Annotated in this window: 14 protein-coding genes and 1 pseudogene; 3 read left to right on the top strand and 12 right to left on the bottom strand. The window is 43.4% G+C overall.

All coding sequences use genetic code 11. From position 1 onward, the window contains the following. Window positions 1–12: 12 nt before the first annotated feature. The 6 genes and pseudogenes from DESACI_RS10985 to DESACI_RS10960 all read right to left on the bottom strand — a co-directional run bounded on the left by DESACI_RS10985 (window position 13) and on the right by DESACI_RS10960 (window position 7,744). Window positions 13–786, bottom strand: coding sequence for an electron transfer flavoprotein subunit beta/FixA family protein (locus tag DESACI_RS10985; protein ID WP_014827266.1), 774 nt, complete (start codon window positions 784–786; stop codon window positions 13–15). Between the two features lie 109 nt (window positions 787–895). After that, entirely contained in the window at window positions 896–2,065 is a 1,170-nt protein-coding gene (locus DESACI_RS10980; protein WP_014827265.1) for a (Fe-S)-binding protein, read from the bottom strand. Window positions 2,066–2,092: 27 nt separating this feature from the next. Continuing rightward, a pseudogene (locus DESACI_RS10975) lies at window positions 2,093–4,316 on the bottom strand (hydrogenase iron-sulfur subunit). A 4-nt stretch (window positions 4,317–4,320) separates the two neighbouring features. Further along, on the bottom strand, window positions 4,321–5,568 hold the full coding sequence (locus DESACI_RS10970) for a CoB--CoM heterodisulfide reductase iron-sulfur subunit A family protein (protein ID WP_014827264.1): 1,248 nt from the start codon (window positions 5,566–5,568) through the stop codon (window positions 4,321–4,323). Between the two features lie 725 nt (window positions 5,569–6,293). Next, window positions 6,294–7,202 (bottom strand): NAD(P)-dependent oxidoreductase, encoded by a 909-nt coding sequence (locus DESACI_RS10965; RefSeq protein WP_014827263.1) that lies wholly within the window; start codon window positions 7,200–7,202, stop codon window positions 6,294–6,296. Between the two features lie 158 nt (window positions 7,203–7,360). Further along, a complete protein-coding gene (locus tag DESACI_RS10960; protein WP_014827262.1) occupies window positions 7,361–7,744 on the bottom strand; it encodes a desulfoferrodoxin in 384 nt (127 codons plus the stop codon). Window positions 7,745–8,191: 447 nt separating this feature from the next. Here DESACI_RS10960 and DESACI_RS10955 point away from each other — a divergent pair, with 447 nt between their 5' ends. Genes DESACI_RS10955 through DESACI_RS10945 form a run of 3 tightly spaced genes read left to right on the top strand, consistent with a single transcriptional unit; the run spans window position 8,192 to window position 11,401 of the window. After that, complete coding sequence (locus DESACI_RS10955) at window positions 8,192–9,298, top strand: 2-hydroxyacyl-CoA dehydratase family protein (protein ID WP_014827261.1); 1,107 nt, start codon at window positions 8,192–8,194, stop codon at window positions 9,296–9,298. A gap of 27 nt (window positions 9,299–9,325) precedes the next feature. After that, window positions 9,326–10,600: a 2-hydroxyacyl-CoA dehydratase subunit D gene (locus DESACI_RS10950; RefSeq protein WP_014827260.1), complete on the top strand. Its 1,275-nt coding sequence runs from the start codon at window positions 9,326–9,328 to the stop codon at window positions 10,598–10,600. 21 nt (window positions 10,601–10,621) lie between these two features. Next, window positions 10,622–11,401 (top strand): acyl-CoA dehydratase activase, encoded by a 780-nt coding sequence (locus tag DESACI_RS10945; protein WP_014827259.1) that lies wholly within the window; start codon window positions 10,622–10,624, stop codon window positions 11,399–11,401. A gap of 50 nt (window positions 11,402–11,451) precedes the next feature. On the opposite strand, the gene DESACI_RS10940 is transcribed toward DESACI_RS10945, so the two are convergent. The 6 genes from DESACI_RS10940 to cls form a co-directional block, all read right to left on the bottom strand. Further along, window positions 11,452–12,798 carry a HEAT repeat domain-containing protein gene (locus tag DESACI_RS10940; RefSeq protein WP_014827258.1) on the bottom strand — a complete coding sequence of 449 codons (1,347 nt, stop codon included), beginning with the start codon at window positions 12,796–12,798 and terminating at the stop codon, window positions 11,452–11,454. After that, window positions 12,795–13,385 carry a 2-oxoacid:acceptor oxidoreductase family protein gene (locus DESACI_RS10935; RefSeq protein WP_014827257.1) on the bottom strand — a complete coding sequence of 197 codons (591 nt, stop codon included), beginning with the start codon at window positions 13,383–13,385 and terminating at the stop codon, window positions 12,795–12,797. The genes DESACI_RS10940 and DESACI_RS10935 overlap by 4 nt, the downstream gene beginning before the upstream one ends. Further along, a complete protein-coding gene (locus tag DESACI_RS10930) occupies window positions 13,378–14,190 on the bottom strand; it encodes a 2-oxoacid:ferredoxin oxidoreductase subunit beta (protein WP_014827256.1) in 813 nt (270 codons plus the stop codon). The genes DESACI_RS10935 and DESACI_RS10930 overlap by 8 nt, the downstream gene beginning before the upstream one ends. Window position 14,191: 1 nt before the next feature. Continuing rightward, window positions 14,192–15,307 (bottom strand): 2-oxoacid:acceptor oxidoreductase subunit alpha, encoded by a 1,116-nt coding sequence (locus DESACI_RS10925; RefSeq protein ID WP_014827255.1) that lies wholly within the window; start codon window positions 15,305–15,307, stop codon window positions 14,192–14,194. After that, window positions 15,300–15,515, bottom strand: a complete 216-nt coding sequence (locus DESACI_RS10920; protein ID WP_014827254.1) for a 4Fe-4S dicluster domain-containing protein — start codon at window positions 15,513–15,515, stop codon at window positions 15,300–15,302. Before DESACI_RS10920 ends, DESACI_RS10925 begins: the two co-directional genes overlap by 8 nt. A gap of 244 nt (window positions 15,516–15,759) precedes the next feature. Next, entirely contained in the window at window positions 15,760–17,196 is a 1,437-nt protein-coding gene (gene cls, locus DESACI_RS10915; RefSeq protein ID WP_014827253.1) for a cardiolipin synthase, read from the bottom strand. Between the last annotated feature and the right edge of the window lie 4 nt (window positions 17,197–17,200).

Genomic DNA, 17,200 nt, shown 5'->3' with positions numbered 1-17,200 from the left:
TTATTCCTCCTTCTACAAAACTTTAGCTTCTTCATGCAATAGTCGTGCTAATTCTTTGGCGGCTTGAGCTGCATCCCCAGGGATCTTTTGTCCTGCTTTGCGAGCTGTAGGCAAGGTGTATTTCTGAACAGTCATTTTAGATGCTAAATCACCGGCAGCTAAACCGAGGTCTGCAACAGCCATTGATTTTAAAGGTTTCTTTTTAGCCTTCATGATTCCTGCTACCGATGGATAACGGGGTTCATTAAGACCTTTTTGGGCTGTGAATACAGCAGGTAATGCAACTTCAATAGTTTCAGTTCCGCCGTCAATTTCACGAGTTGCGGTGACTTGAGTTCCAGCAACATCGAGCTTAAGAACGCTGCTTACAGAAGGAACATTTAAGGCTTCTGCTAAACGTACACCCAGTTGGCTAGCTCCATCGTCAATGGCAATTCGGCCAGATATGATAATGTCATACGGGAGTTGTGCTATTGCTTTAGCAAGGATTTCGGCATTAGCCCATTCATCGCTACTGTCCAAAATAGGATCAGTAACTACTACACCTTTGTCCGCCCCCATGGCTAAAGCCGTACGTACAGCCTCCTGAGCACGTGGACCTCCCATAGTAACAATGGTTACTTCGCCACCAAATTTCTCCTTAAGACGAATTCCCTCTTCAATAGCATATTCATCGTAAGGATTAATAATTAGGTTGACCCCATTGGGATCGATTTTGCCGTTACCATCAAGAACAATCTTAGCCTCGGTATCAAATGTTTGTTTGATGCAAACGATGATGTTCATGCTTTCTCCTCCTAACTTTTACTATTTTGTCAAAGGCTTATTGGGATTAATGGTTGATATATTTTTGGACACCTCCCCTATATGGGGAAATGGTATCGCCAATAAGATATTAAGGCTTGCTCGCTGAACAAAGGAGTTCGGACATTTCCATAACTTCCAGCACATCTTTCTTCTCCAGACCTGCACAAGCATCGTCGAGCATTAAGATGCAATAGGGACAGGCTGTGACTAAGACATCAGCTTGCTTATCCACTGCATCGGTAATTCTCAATTCTCCGAAGCGTTGGCCAAATGGTACTTCCGCCCAAACACGTCCTCCTCCGCCTGCACAGCAGAGGCTCTTGCTCTGATTGCGGTCCAGTTCGACGAACTCTACTCCGGGGACAGCTTGGATCAGTTCCCTCGGTGCATCATACACTTCGTTATGCCGTCCTAAATAACACGGATCATGGAAGGTTACCTTTTTCCCTACTTCTCCCTTAAAGGTCAGTTTTCCTTCTTTCACCAGTTTGCTTAGAACTTCCGAATAATGCACGACTTCATACTCTCCGCCGTAGTCCGGATAATCCTTCTTAAAGGCATATAAGCAGTGGGGCGATGTCGTTATGATCTTCTTGACCCCTTTGCTGTTAAACAAGTTAATGTTGGACTCTGCTAACTTTTGGAACAATTCTTCATCGCCCAGTTTACGGATTGTCTCTCCGCAGCAGTTCTCTTCCGCTGTTAAGACTCCGAAGCTTACTCCGGCTTGTTTTAACAGGCTGACAATGCTTTTCGCGATTTTCTTGCTCCGGGTATCGTAGCAGGAGGTGCAGCAGACATACAGCAAGTACTCTGTGTCTTCACTGAAGGCTGGAATATCCAGTCCTTCCTGCCATTCCGCACGCTTTTCTTTCTCTCCTGACCAGGGGTTTCCGTTGGCATGAATGCTTCCGGCGATCGGCCTCAGGTGCGCCGGTAAAAACCCTGCACCTACTGTGGTGTTTCGCATCGACCGTACGTTGCTGATAATATCTACTTTCCTCGGGCAATTCGTTTGACACATCCCGCAGGTCGCGCAGGCAAACAGGACTTCTTCTTCTTCAAAACCTTCTAATCCCAGTTGACCCAAGCGCTGCATTTTCCGAATGTTAAATGCTTCACTCACTTCTCCGGGGACTAACCGCCAAGGACAAAGGTTGGTGCAGAGTCCGCATTGCATACACCAGCTGAGCGTCTCCGCCCCTGAAGAAACAATATAATCTTTCATCTCCAGAGATACACTTTTTATTTCTTCCATACTAATGCTCCTTTGCTATTCAAGGACTTAGAACCCTTTATAGGGGTTAGGACCCAGTTCTTCTAGTCTCTCGGCAAAGCCGTCCAGGATTCCTGGTATTTGATCGTAATCCATAATGGATACTTGTTCCATCCGTACGCGCTCCGACTCCAGTGACAATCGATCTAACGTTTCTGCCACTTTCGAAAGCCGGGTTTCCGCCAATTCGCTTCCTTTGATGAAGTGGCATTGATAGTCATCGCCGTGCTTACATCCCAGGAGTAATATGCCATCAATTCCTTTGGATAACGTATCCGCGATCCATACCAGGCTCATGGAACCTAAGCATCTTACGGGAATCACCCGTACCCAAGCATTGTACTTTAATCGGTTGATACCCGCCATGTCTAATGCCGGTATGGCATCATTTTCACAGGCGAATACTACAATTCTTGGTTTTTCTTCATCCTCTTCCGGTACTTCAATGGCTTTAATCATGTTGCCAATCATCGGCACGGAGTAGTTTTTGAAGGAAATGATCCGTTCCGGGCAAGCTCCCATACAGATTCCGCACCGTCGGCAACGGGTTGGATTCGGCAGCGGGTTGAATTTATCATCTTCGTTGATCGCTCCGAAAGGACATTCTACGGTACAACGTTTACATTGTGTACAACGCTGCATAGCAAAACTTGGGAAGGATAGATCCCCTACCCTTGGATGCACCGCGGAACCCAGTTCGCTCAGTTCAATGCATTGGATGGCTTTCATCGCTGCTCCGGTGGCATCTTCGATACTGGAAAGAGCATCCATCGGGGCTCGAACACTTCCTGCCGCATAGATCCCCGTTCGTCGGGTTTCATAAGGGAAGCAGATGAAATGGGAGTCTGAAAATCCATATTTCAGGGTCGGCATCTCAGGGCCTTGGCGATACGCCAGATTCAACAGATTTGAACGGATGATCGTGTCACCTTGCGGTTTCTCTTCTTTTTCTTTTTCTTCGTCGTCACTCGTCGCATCTAAGCTTTCTCCGAAAGCTGTTGTTGGGACCATCCCTGTGGCTAAGACGACTAGATCAACCCCTTCGGTGCCTATGGTCGCACCCGTAAGGACGTCTGCCGCTTCGATGAGCAGGTTCTTGTCATCGTCTTCTGTAATCCCTGTCACGTCTCCGCGAACGAAGATGGCTCCGTCTTTTTGTACTCGTTTGTACAGTTTTTCATACTGTCCGGGAGTTCGGATATCTTTATTGAAAACGTAGATCGCAGCTTCCGGGTTTTGCTCCTTCAGATAAGTTGCTTGCTTCAGGGATTCTACACAGCAGACTGAGGAGCAATATGGCAGGTGGTTACCATCCCGTGAGCCTGCACATTGCAGGAACGCGATGCTTTGTACTTCTTTGCCGTCTCCGGGGCGTACAATCTTTCCGTTTTTCGCCAGTTCTTCAAAGGCTTGACTAGTGATAACGTTAGCATATTTGCCATAACCAAGGTGCTCTAATTTCCCGGCTTCATAGGGTACGGCTCCGGTAGCTAAGACAACGGATCCGATGCGTTCCTTGATTACACTGCCGTTTTGCTCGATGGTCACATCAAACATTCCCGGCGCACCGGCGATCTCTTTAATTTCTGCACCGGTGTAGATTGTGACATCCGGGTTGGCTTCTGCTTCTTGGATTCTTGAGGCGATATCGACCTCTTCCGGATCGCTGTAAGGAGCCTTTAAGGGAGCTTGTTTAAATAAGCTGTTCATCCAGCCCGCCCAGTACCGGGTTCTTCTCAACGAGGACTGTTTTATAGCCTGCTTTGGCTCCTTCAAGGGCTGCAGTGATTCCTGTCAGGCCTCCGCCCACGACGAGGATGGTTTTAACCATGTTCTCGACTCGGTACCCTTCCGGGATGTCAATATGGGCAGCCTTGGCCAGACTCATCCGCAGGTTGTCTTCCGCCATCATTTGGGTATCTTCATCATCCTCGGGATGGCACCAGATGACTTGTTCCCGCAAATTGGCCCGTTCCAGGATGATTGAGGGCCCAAAATCAAAGACATCATAATTGACCCGGGATGAGCAGCCGGCGATGACGACGGTGTTAACCCCTTCGTTAGCGATGTCACTTTTAATTTGAGCGACGCCTTCTTCTCCGCAGAAAAACGCGTGTGTCTTACATACAGGAACTTTGCTTTCTTTGGTGGCAACCTTGGACAGAGCCTCAATGTCTAAGGCGTCTCCAATTCCACAGCCGGTACAGATATATACCCCTGTCTTTTTATCCATTGAGCTACCTCCTCACCGTAGATTGTAGGGCTTTTAGTGCTGCTGCTGTAGCATCTTTTGCCGATGAGGCTACATCCAATGGCTTCTTCACGCTTCCAGCGCCATAGATCCCGGGTTTTTCTGATTCTGAAGCAATAAATCCGTCCTCATCATAGGCTATACTAACCGGTACTTTGGTTCCGGCTGTGGATGGCACCATGCCTGTCGCCAAAACGACCATGTCCACACGTTCCCTCATGATTTCACCGGTTTCTTGATTCTCGACTTGTACGATCAGTTCCTTCGTCGCAGGATCTTCGGAGATCTCTCCTACTTTTCCTTTGATCAGGTTGATCTTGTCTTGGACGTTTGTATAAAAGTCTTCATATTTTCCCATCGCCCGGACGTCAATGTAAAACATCGATACTTTCGCATCCGGACTTTGTTTTAAGACGTAGGTTGCTTGTTTCAACGATGCCATGCAGCAAATGCCGGAACAATACGCCAGGTGGTTCTCATCACGAGATCCGGCGCACTGGACAAATGCAATGGTTTTAACTTCTTTGCCATCCGAAGGTCGGACAATCTTTCCGGCGGTCGGACGATTAATGGCGGCCATACGTTCCATCATGACATTCGTAATAACATTTTGATACCGGCCAAAGCCGTAATAGGAGATCTTTGCAGCATCATATGGCTCCCAGCCGGTAGCCCATACGATAGAACCCACGTTGAGTTTGAAACTTTTGGGTTCCATATCCAATTCGATAGCGCCATACTCACAGGCACTGAGACATTTACCGCATTCTGCTCCCAGACATGCTTCCCCGTCAATCAGGTACTTCATGGGAAACGCAAAGGCATGAGCTTGATAGATTGCCTTCGTTTTATCCATACCGTAATTGAACTCATTGGCTCTCTCTGCCGGGCATACTTCCGTACATTTCCCGCAAGCTGTGCAGTTTTGGTTCACATAGCGCGGTTTCGATGTTACGGTGACGGTAAAATCCCCTTCGTCTCCCTCAATGGATTCGATCTCTGCCAAGGTGAAAAATTTGATTCTCGGATTCTGCTTTATTCTGCGGAAGTTAATCTCTAACCCGCAGTTTGGAGGGCATAACTTAGGAAAATATTGGTTCATCTGGGCTACCCGGCCGCCAAGATAGGCTTTCTCTTCAACCAGATAGACCTCGCTTCCTGCTTCGGAAGCTTCTACAGCGGCGGTAAGCCCGCTGATTCCCCCTCCAACCACCAGAATACTCTTATAAGCCATCCTTTTACCTCCCCTATATGCCAATAAAATCTCGACTAACGTCGAGCCAGTCGATTAGGTAACCCCTAACCGACTTTATAGCACTCCTCCAAAGATGAATTATGGAGGTATTTGCTTTATAATGGAAAGTCTGAAGGTGTATTATAGAAAAATAACATAAATTTAGATTATTATGATTATTATCAAGTAAAAAATAATAGCATTAAATAATTAAAGCAGGGAATATGAATACTTTCACATATAGAACTAAAAAAAATAAGTAGACCCATGAAGGCCTCTTCTTTATAAGCCGAGCATTAAATAGTACTTACTTGAGAAAGTAATAACTTAGTATATCTACAACGTTTAGAGGTGTTTGTTTACACAAATAAGATTAGCACCGAGGGTACGAGAAGTCAATAATACTATAATTAATATATTATATAGCGAATTAATTAAATAGATAATTCTATTAGGAATTCAAATAGCATGTTTTATAACGTAAAAATTATTAATATCATTTTGTCGAGTTGCTTCGAATTCGTCCGCCTAGAGAATGATTAAACAACTATTTCAACTAAATTACATTATATCTCTCAAATTTAAGGGACATCTAAAAACCGGCCATATTAATAACGAATAATAGAATTAAGAAAACCACTGTGAAGAAAGACCACGGAAACTGCTGAGAATTTGTTCCGTGGTCTTTGATTAATTAATGAGCTTTGTCACTTAAAACAAAATAGTTATGAGTTGACTGAAGATAAAGAAGTATATAATTTATAAAGGCTTTGGGTACCGCTGTTTTCTTCTCCTTCTGCAGCTAATTTCTCATACAAGGATTTGGCTAGCTCAAGTCCCGGAGTAAGCAGTCCCATTTCTTTAGCTGCCCCCAGGGCGATTGTCATATCTTTAATAAAATGCTTGACATAAAAACCGGGAGCAAAATCATTGGCGAGCATACGCGGCGCAAGATTGCTTAACGACCAACTGCCGGCGGCACCAGAGGCAATGCTTTTAAGAACCGTGTCCGGATTCAAGCCCGATTTCTGCGCATAAGCCATTGCTTCACAAACACCGATCATGTTAGAAGCTATAGCAATTTGGTTGCACATTTTTGTATGTTGGCCTGCTCCTGCCTTTCCCTGATAGACAATATTTTTTCCTAAATAATTTAAAATCGGAACTAAAACATTGAAGACTTCTTCATCGCCGCCTACCATGATAGCCAAGCGAGCTTCCTTAGCACCTACATCTCCGCCGGATACAGGAGCATCCAAAGCATACATTCCTTTAGCAAGGGCTTCTTGATATAGTTTAGCAGCTAAAGACGGTGATGAGGTGGTCATATCGATAAGAAAACTTCCGCTTTTGGCATGATTAATAATGCCATGTTCCCCAAAATAAATTTCTTCGACATCTTTTGGATAGCCCACCATGGAAACAATAATATCACTATTCTCAGCCAACTGTTGAACGGTTTCCCGCCAAACAGCTCCTGCATTAAGGAGAGATTCCGCCTTATTCTTTGTTCTGGTATAAATATTTACTTCATAGCCCGCCATTAATAGATGTCCGGCCATGCTTTTTCCCATAACTCCTGTACCAACAAATCCAATCTTCGAATTTTGTTTGATAGCTAACAAAGTCTTCATACCCCTTCCCAACCTGTATCCTTAAGCAAATAATCAATCATAAATTGAACTATATTGAAGATTGACATGAATGGCGTTTATTATGACTTTATAGTTGTTTCCTTGATCCATATCCCCTCAGATAATTATTTGAATGATCTATTTTCTAATTGCTAATATCATTTGCCGGCTTTCCAGAGACCATGAAGAGTGCAGTACTCTCTTACTTCAACTATATCTTCAGCTTTAACCAGGAAAAATGCTTCCGGTGCTTGACCCGGTAAAAGCTCGGCTCTCAGAACTTCATTTTTCGTTAAAACTTCAATAAAACGAATAAAGTGTTTTTCCTCCATGGGATGTTGAACGCTGCCAACCGAAACTTTAACTCCTCCCTCTACTTCCTGGTAGACAGGAACATGCTTCTCAAGGCTAGCATCTACAACACCTGCCTGCAGTTTTTCCATGGGTTTATTGCAGCAGACTAAAGCAGGGGCGCCAGGATTAACAACCTCCACTACGTTACCGCAAACGCTGCATACATATAGTTCTCTGATGTTCGTCATTGAATAATGCCTCCTTTTCTTCTTAAGCATAACCTTCTGATTCATTCAGTATTCTCTATGAAGCGTTAATTTCCTTCTTAAATATATTTCTTCTTTGTAATTATGATTAGTATAAACTTTCATGGTCCTTTTCAGTTCGTAGAATGAGATGAAACTTATTTTGTATTAATTACTATTTACTTATATTTTACTGAATATTTAAAATAATATCTGTTACTTATATACTTTATTTACTATAATAGTAAAATAGAAAATCAACCTAAGCTTCTCATACTTATCCGATGAATACAGACTACTTAATTGACAGCTGTTAATAACTGCAAGTGAACTCGCGCTGAAGGATGGACTCTACCCACACCGAAGCAGAGAACAAGGCCCACTCCCACTTATAGAAGGGGGAGTCTCACGATTGGATCAATCGTTAAAATTAAAGAGAGGAGCTCTCAAATGTCAAACGGAGCCACAGAAGCCTTGAAATATCTAAAGGAAGAAGCTTATCTCAACGGAACTGCCCGTTTACAACGCTATCCAGAACATAAATTTTTCGGTTACTTTTGTTCCTATTTTCCCGAAGAACTAATTCTGGCTGCCGAGTTAGAACCAATCCGCCTCTTTCCGGACAATTACCAATCAACTCCCGCTGAACTTCCTGGTTACTGCTGTTCATTAGCCCGCGGTACCCTGGAAATGGAAATTGAGCGCAAATGGCATGATCTTAGCGGAGTAGGTTTCACTCATACTTGTGACACAATGCAGTGTCTCAGCGGAGTTTGGGCTTGTTCAGGACACACACCATCCCTTAATCTAGTGCCTCCCGTAATGTTAACAGCTCTGGGGGCCGCTCAATATTATTTCTCTGAGTTGGAGACTCTTGTTAAGCAGTTTGCTCTTTTAACTGATAAAGAGATAACACATTCCCAGTTGCGCACTGCCATCGATTTATGCAATCAAGTGCGGGAATTAGCAAGCCAACTTGATAGTTTACGCCCTCAGCTTCCTTCTCAGTTAATCTCAGCCCTGCTCAGAGCCGGTCAGGTGATGCCGCGTTCAATCTTCTGTGAAGTTTTAGGCGCCTGTCTTCCGGAAATCCGTAAAATGGCAGCGCCGGAGGAGCACAAGCTTGGAGTCCTACTTACCGGAGCCATTTTGGAAAACGACCATCTCTTTGCCATGATTGAAGACTTAGGCGGCAGGGTTGTAGCCGACGACACTTGCTCAGGATATCGCCATTATGCTGGGCAACGATTTGCTAGTTCTGATAATCCCCTAAGGGACATAGTTCAGCGATACAGTACAATGCCTCCCTGTCCCTGCAAAAACAAGAACTTAAATGAACGACTCGACTATATTGAACGACTGGCACTTGAACGAAAAGCAAAGGCCGCAATCATTGTAATTCGCAAATATTGCGAACCTCATGCCTGGGATTCTGTCTCCCTCCTAAAATGTCTCCAAAATAGGGGACTTCGCACCTTATGTTTAGAACTTGAAGGAGCAAACGTCGGCGGACAGGAAAGAACAAGGCTCCAAGCCTTTTTGGAGAGCATGATGTAGTAGTTCTAAAGAAGAGGAGAACACGTTATGCCTATATCAGCAAATAATAAGAGCCCCCAGCAAGGCAATGTTGTAAATCAAGAAAGAAAAATACGCCATTACCGGCCATTGAAGAGTAATGCAGCACTTAAAAAAACCATGAGACGTTATTATGCCTTGACAAACTATCACCGCTATTGGGGAAAGACATTAAATCGCCCCTTAGCATGGGTGACAAGCGGCGCTCCGGTGGAACTTTTAAGAGCCTTTAAAATTCATCCTGCGTATCCGGAACAATATGCGGCTATCTACAGTACCCATAAAGCAACAGTAAAACTATGCGAGGTCGCCGAAGCTGAGGGATATTCCTTAGATCTTTGTTCTTATGCACGCTCACATCTTGGCGGAGTTATAAGACCAGACCTGGCTCCCTATGGCGGAATGCCAAAACCTGATCTTTTAGTTGCCTGTAATAACATTTGCGGAACTGTTTTAAAATGGTACGAAGTCTTGGCACGTCACTTTAATATTCCTCTGTTAGTATTAGATACACCATTTTTAAACGGAGAACTGACATCTCACGCCAAAGAGTATGTGCTCAATCAATTGCAAGGAATGATAGACGAATTGGAAATAATCACCGGACGTAAGTTTAACGAAAATCTTTTAGCCCAACAAATGCGTTTCAGCAGTGAAATAACGTCTCTCTGGAAAGAAACACGACAATTATGTTGTTCAATCCCCTCTCCTCTCAATGCACCTGATCTCTTTATCCATATGGCACCTATAGTTGTATTGCGTGGTTCCCAGGCAGGAATCGATTATTATCGACAACTTAAAAATGAAGTTCAAGAGAGAGTCGCAAAATCACTAGGGGCCATAGAAAATGAACGCATTCGTCTAGTCTGGGATAATATTGCTATTTGGCCTAGAATTTTTAGCTTTTATAAACTATTTGCAGAAAAGGGAGCCTGTTTTGTTACAGACACCTATAGCGGCGGCTGGGCAGTAGACCATGCCCCTGGAACGCCTCTGGAGAGTTTAGCTGCCACCTATACTGAAGTTTTCCTTAATCGATCTCCAGATTATAGAGCCAAACAATTAATTAGCTTAATTAAAGAATATAAAGCGAACGGATTCGTAATGCATTCAAATCGTTCCTGTAAACCCTACTCCTTAGTTCAGGAAGTCATTCGCCGAAAGGTTATGAGGGAAACCGGTGTCCCTGGGTTGATGATCGAAGCTGATATGGCTGATCCCAGAGTTTATGCCGACGAACCGGTTCGAAATCGAGTTCAGGCCTTTTTAGAAACCTTTGATTAACCATATTTCAGGAGGAATACGATGGGTAATTACTGTATGGGGGTAGATATTGGTTCGCTCACCGTTAAAATCGTATTGCTAAACGATAAACGGGAGATTATTGGCCAAAACGTTGCGAGGGCCGGGTATAGCGGGCGTGACGTAGCAAATCGCTTAATTGAGCAGCTCTTAAAAGAAAACAGCCTATCAGCTTATGATATCCAAACTACGGTAGCCACCGGTTACGGTCGAGTTACCTTTCCTGCAGACAGAGAAGTCTCTGAGATTACATGTCAGGCCAAAGGCATAAGTCATCTTTTTCCGAAAGCTCAAACCATCATTGATATTGGCGGGCAAGACAGCAAGGTCATTCGATTATTTCCTAATAGCAAAGTCGCGGATTTTGCTATGAATGACAAATGTGCTGCAGGTACGGGGCGTTTCCTTGAAGTTATGGCCACTGCTTTAGAAGTCCAGATGTCGGAAATAGGATCATTGGTCAAAGCTTCCCATAACCCAACAAAAATTTCATCGTTTTGTACTGTTTTCGCAGAATCTGAAGTCATTTCTCACGTTTCAGCGGGAACAGCAAAAGAGGATATTCTGGCGGGAGTTTGTGATTCGGTTGCCAGTCGAGTCGCTTCAATGACTCGACGTACCGGTCTTGAACCGGAAATTGTTTTTACAGGCGGCGTCGCTCACAATCAAGGAGTTGTAAAATCTCTAACTCAACAGCTTGGCCATCCTATTACTGTCTTTCAGGAACCTAGTATTACAGCGGCACTCGGAGCTGCCTTGATAGCTTTCGAACTTAACCAGTAAACTCGTTCAGATAACGCTGAAGCTCAGGGTTTCGATGATGATAACATTATTTAGTTATCCTGCTCAATTTTTTTCAAAGCACTTCGTGCACATTCCCTTACTTTGACGGATTCTCCGTAATCTCCAACTACTCTGTTCAATTCTTTGATGGCTGCCGTCGTTCCTATTTCTCCTAAAGCTTGGGCTGCCGTTTCCTTAACACTTGCTACTGGATCCCGTAAAAGTTGAATGAGATTGAATATGGCTTCTTTACATTGAAGTTTACCTAATGCCTGACAAGCAGCAGCTCTAATCAGACTATCATGATCACTTATATTATTTAGGAGAAGTTCCTGAGCTTCCGGAATATTAGCAAAACCTTTAAGGAGATGAATATCCACTCTCCGACTGATCTTTTTATAAATTCGCTTATGTAACTCAAAAATCTGTTCTTGATTAAACTCAACGAAGGTCCAATCCAACAGTTTGACCAAGACTTCCTCATTAAGCCTCATGAGAATTCCTTTACCGCATTCATAATCCTTAATGATTATCGCCTTCTTTAATTGATCACCTAACCTCGGTAAAAGGAAGCCGGCAACGGTTCGAGCACTCTTTTCGCTCAAGGTTAATTTGCCGGCTTTATTTTTCTGTATATAGTGCAATGTTGTCAATCCTTCTATGGCACAAGAAAACAGATTAATATGCTGACTGCTGAAATGTCCAATTAAATCACTTTCATCTAAATACCCTTCATGAGTATGAATTATCTCCAAAAGTGCAACTAAATCAGATACCTGTAAGGGCAGACCCAGATCAATGATTACTTGCTCCAAGGTCAATCGTTCCCTGAATAAGGGATCATTCATAAATGAAGTATGAAATTGATAAAGAAAACTGAGCTGTTCATCGCCATATTCCCTTAACTCCAAATTTTGCAAACATTCTAAAAGGCTCACTCGGTGAGTCTGGATAAAAGCTTTGACTTTCTTATATCTTAACAGGAGCAAGTCCAAATAATCTAAAGGATATCCCATTTTTTCAGCCATATTTGGCAATGATTCTTCATAAATCCAGAGGCGAAAAATACGCCGCCAAGGTTCCTTGGGATCAATAATTTGTGGACGGTTGATAATTTTTTGAGCCGGGAGAAGTAAATCCTTAGCTAAATCAGCGACGACTGCCGAAGGATTGGCAAACTGATTCTTCATTTTCCACTGGATTATTTCTTCAAAGGTGATATTGCTCAACAAGTCTGCATTTTGCCAAAAGCAATTGGCAAGGTCAGGAATTATCGTTCCATGAATATAGTTCAAGGCCATGGGACTTCTTGGGCCGCCCCATTCTTCCAATAAAACTTTAGTTAATGCTTCTGTTAACCTTAAATAACCACTTTGCTCCCATTCTCTTTGCTTCAAATATGACAAGAGCAATCACCTTCAGTTAACCTCGGTTTGCTAAGCTTTTCTTTTTCATTCTGGCCCAGCTCCCAGCCAAGATCAAGGGCTTTCAAATTCCTGTCAATTGTCCCCAGAGGAACCCTTTGTCTTACTGCCTGCTTAAGACTTTCCAAAGAGACAGCTTCACTTAAAGATCCTAGGACACCCAAGGCCACAATATTAGCGCCTTGTTCTGAACGAAGCTCATCCCGGGTAGCTTTTGTTATGGGCAGTGAGTAAAAATTATTGATTCTCGGCTTTACCTCAGGTACATAAAAATCATCCACAATAAGCACCACATCATCTTTAAGGTGCAAACCATACTTTTTATAAGCTTCTTGGCTGAGTGTCAAGACGAAATCTGGGGTTTCGATTTTTGGATAGTAAATCTCTTCGTCACCGATAATAACTTCTGCCCTACAGGCGCCGCCCCTTGCCTCAGGACCATAGCTCTGACTTTGAGCAGCGTTTCTCCCATCTTTAATTCCCGCCTCGGCTAAGATAATTCCCGCCAAAATTAACCCTTGCCCACCGGTTCCAGTCAGGAGAAATCTCTGTTTAGTCATAAGCACTCGCCTCTCTTAGTTTTTTTCTGAGTTTTTCGTATTCATGAGTATATTCCGGTCTTTGTCGTTTAAATATCTCACCGATTGGAAAGTCTTCTTCAGAGACGGGTATTTGTCCGGACTTTATGGCGTGTTCCTTCTGCCAAAGCAGCATATCGGCGGGAGTCTTGAAACGGTTCTTCCGTCCATAGGAAACCGGGCACTGGGAAATTGCTTCAACGATTGAAAATCCTGAATTATTGTAAGCATCCATGATTAATTTCGTCAGGATTTGATTATGATACGCAGTTGCTCTTCCTCCATAGGTCGCCCCAGCAGCCTCGCAGAGGTCTAAGATTTGAAAAGGTCTTTCCAAATTGCCATAAGGTGAGGTAGTTCCTCTTTTATCATAGGGTGTTAAAGGCGAAGTCTGACCACCTGTCATCCCATAAATGCTGTTATTTATTACTATGGCCGTCAAATCAATATTGCGCCTGGCTGCATGAATTAAATGATTGCCTCCGATGGCTGTGGAATCCCCATCTCCCATAACTACAAAAACATCTAAATTAGGCCGTGCAGCCTTAATACCAGTGGCAAAGGCTAATGCTCGCCCATGAGTCGTATGAATGGTGTTAAAGTCTAAGTAGCCAGGCATCCTAGAAGAACAGCCAATTCCTGAGACAAATATTACGTTATTTTGATCCAATTGAAGGGCTTGAATTGCTCGAACGATAGCCGCTGTAATCGTTCCGATTCCACAACCCGGGCACCAGATATGAGGCAAGGTCTCAATACGAAAATATTGGGCAATATCCTGAAACACTTTATATTACCTCCCGAATTCTTTCTAAAATTTCCCTGGGAGTAATTAGTTCGCCGTCCATTCTATTGAGACGATCTACCCTATCAAAGCCAAATAGCTTTTCAACTTCACCCGCAAGCTGCCCGCAGTTCATCTCTACAACCAAATACTTGCGATTGGATAATCTTATGAGTTGCTTATTGGGAAACGGCCAGATCGTTATAAACCGTAAGAAGCCGACTTTTAATCCTTCTTGGCGAGCTAAGTAAACGGCCTCCAGAGACGAGCGCGCTGAACATCCGTAGGCAATAACAATTAATTCTGCGTCCCCCGCATTAATTTCTTCCACTATTTGAATCCGTTCCAAATACGGATCTAATTTTTGAGACAATCGTTGTAAAAATTTCTTAACGACCATCGGATTCCCAGTCGGCAATCCTTTTTCATTATGAGTTAACCCAGTAACATGGTAACGATAACCCTCTCCGAAATTGGCCATCGCCGGAATCATGCTTTCATTATTTTCATAAGCGACATACTCACCGGGAGGTACAGACGGCTTTTTCCGATTTGAAATTTCCATGCTTTCTGGAATGAGAATCTTTTCTCTAAGGTGGGCCACAACCTCATCCATGAGGAGAATGACCGGCGTGCGAAACTCCTCCGCAAAGTTAAACGCTTTAACCGTTAATTCGTAACACTCTTGTACCGAAGATGGTGTCAAGGCAATAATGGGGTGATCTCCATGTGTGCCCCAGCGGGCCTGCATAATATCTGCCTGGGCAGGAGAGGTAGGCAAGCCGGTACTGGGGCCGCCCCGCTGAACATTAACGATAACGCAAGGAATCTCAGCAGCAACAGCATAACCCAAATTTTCTTGTTTCAGAGAAAACCCCGGACCACTTGTTGCTGTGAGAGATTTTAATCCTACCAAAGATGCTCCAATGACTGCTGCCATACTACCTATTTCATCCTCCATTTGGATAAACGTACCTCCGCACCTAGGCAGCTTCTCAGCCATAATCTCAGCAATTTCAGTAGAAGGAGTAATGGGGTATCCTGCGTAAAAAAGTACCCCTGCTGCCAAGGCTCCTTCGGCTACGGCCTCGTTGCCCTGCATTAGACGAATATCAGACATCGTTAATCACCTCAATATTTATGGCATAGTCCGGACAAAGTTTCTCACAGATCTTACAAGCTATACACTGATCGGGTTTAGCAACGACTACGCGGCTAAATTCATCACTTTCAAGCACGTTTTTAGGACAAAAGACTATACAAATACCACATTTCTTACACCAATCCTGACTTATTTCAACAATTGCTGTCTGCACTTCAAGTTCCAAGCTCCACCCTCTCCTTCTACCGCTACTTTTAAGTTCGCTATTTTGGCCTCTGGTCTCTTTTCGCCGTCCATGGCTTCAGTGACCCTTAGCCCTCCACACTGAATGAGTATGCGAAATGAGTTGGAGTGCGGCCTCATTGCCATCCGCATATCGTCTTGGCCAGCGACGCAAATAATAAAAAAAACCTCCCACACGCTATTGTATGAGAGGTCTTTTCAGTATAAGCTTCCGGAACGGCTATCTTTTATAAAAGTGGAGAAAACAAACGAGAACTTGACTCCTTCAGTTTATTAGCTAAGGGACGTTTCTTATAGTCCTCGAGGATTATTTCCTTGCTGTCTTTTAGATCTTGATAGAAGTCTTGTTCCAATCGATGAGCTAAAGGTTTGTCATAAATAAAAGCACTTATTTCAAAGTTTAAACTGAAACTGCGGATATCAAAATTGGTTGATCCTACAACTCCAATTTCACCATCAAGGATTAGAATCTTGGCATGGAGAACTCCTTTCTGATATTGATAAATGCGAACACCTGCCTCCAATAACTCTTCAGCATAGGAAAGAGACGCCCAATAAGTAATTTTATGATCAGGCACCCCTTGAAGAATAACCCGAACATCTAAGCCGCTTAGGGCAGCAGTTTTTAAGGCCATCATCGACCCTTCATCGGGAATAAAATAAGGTGTTTCAATAAAAATAGTTTTCTCCGCACTCGTTAAAGCCACAAAGAAGATTTCCAGCATTGATCCCCAATTCGAATCCGGACCCGTTGCGGCAATTTGCGTCATTTGGACTGCTAATTGCTTTGATTGAGGATAATATTCCGGTAAAAAAACATTCTGGCGAGTCGTACCATTCCAATCGTTCAGAAATACAGCCTGAAGGAAATTAACGGAATCCCCTTCGAGTTTGAGAAACGTATCGCGCCAAAATCCAATTCGTTGATTGCGAGATAAATACTCATCTCCGACATTAAGTCCTCCTACAAAACCAATTCGTCCATCAATAACGACAATCTTCCGGTGATTGCGTAAATTAAGTCGCCGGGATAAAAAGGGAAAGCGTACAGGATAAAACACTTCCGCCTCAACTCCCGCTTCTCTTAATGCGCCAAATCGTTTTCGCAAAGAACTGTTTACTAAGCCATCCACCAAAACCCGAACTTTTACACCTTCGGAGGCCTTTTGAATCAATAAATTTAGGATATCCCTGCCAATACTGTCATTGTGAAAGATGAAAAATTCCAGATGAATATGATTCTCGGCAATTTCTATAGCCTCAAAGATGGCCTTAAAAGTATCGATCCCATTGGTAAGGACTTCTGAACAATTGTTAAAGGTTATGGGAGCAGAGGCATCATTCATTAAAATTCGAGCTAATTTACGATTAATAAGAATACCTGTGGTCTGATCATCATAATCCGATTTTCCCTGCCGTTCTTTTAAAATTTCTTCCGTAGGCCCTGGCAAAAGCTGGGTATGCTGGGAAAGTTGATGTTTACGAACGACTCGACCTAACATTAAATAAATTAGAGCTCCTAAGATTGGCAGAGCCCCTAGAATTAACAACCAAATAATTGTTTTGGACGGATCTCTGTTTTCCAAAAACACCACTGAGCCGAGAATTATTAATTGGACAACCGTTATTAAGATGACCGTTGAAATTAGAATGGAAATAAGCAAGACC

The sequence above is a fragment of the Desulfosporosinus acidiphilus SJ4 genome (assembly GCF_000255115.2).
Taxonomy (GTDB): domain Bacteria; phylum Bacillota; class Desulfitobacteriia; order Desulfitobacteriales; family Desulfitobacteriaceae; genus Desulfosporosinus; species Desulfosporosinus acidiphilus.
The sequence above is the reverse complement of the archived record's forward strand: the minus strand, read 5'-3'. Positions and strand labels throughout refer to the sequence as shown.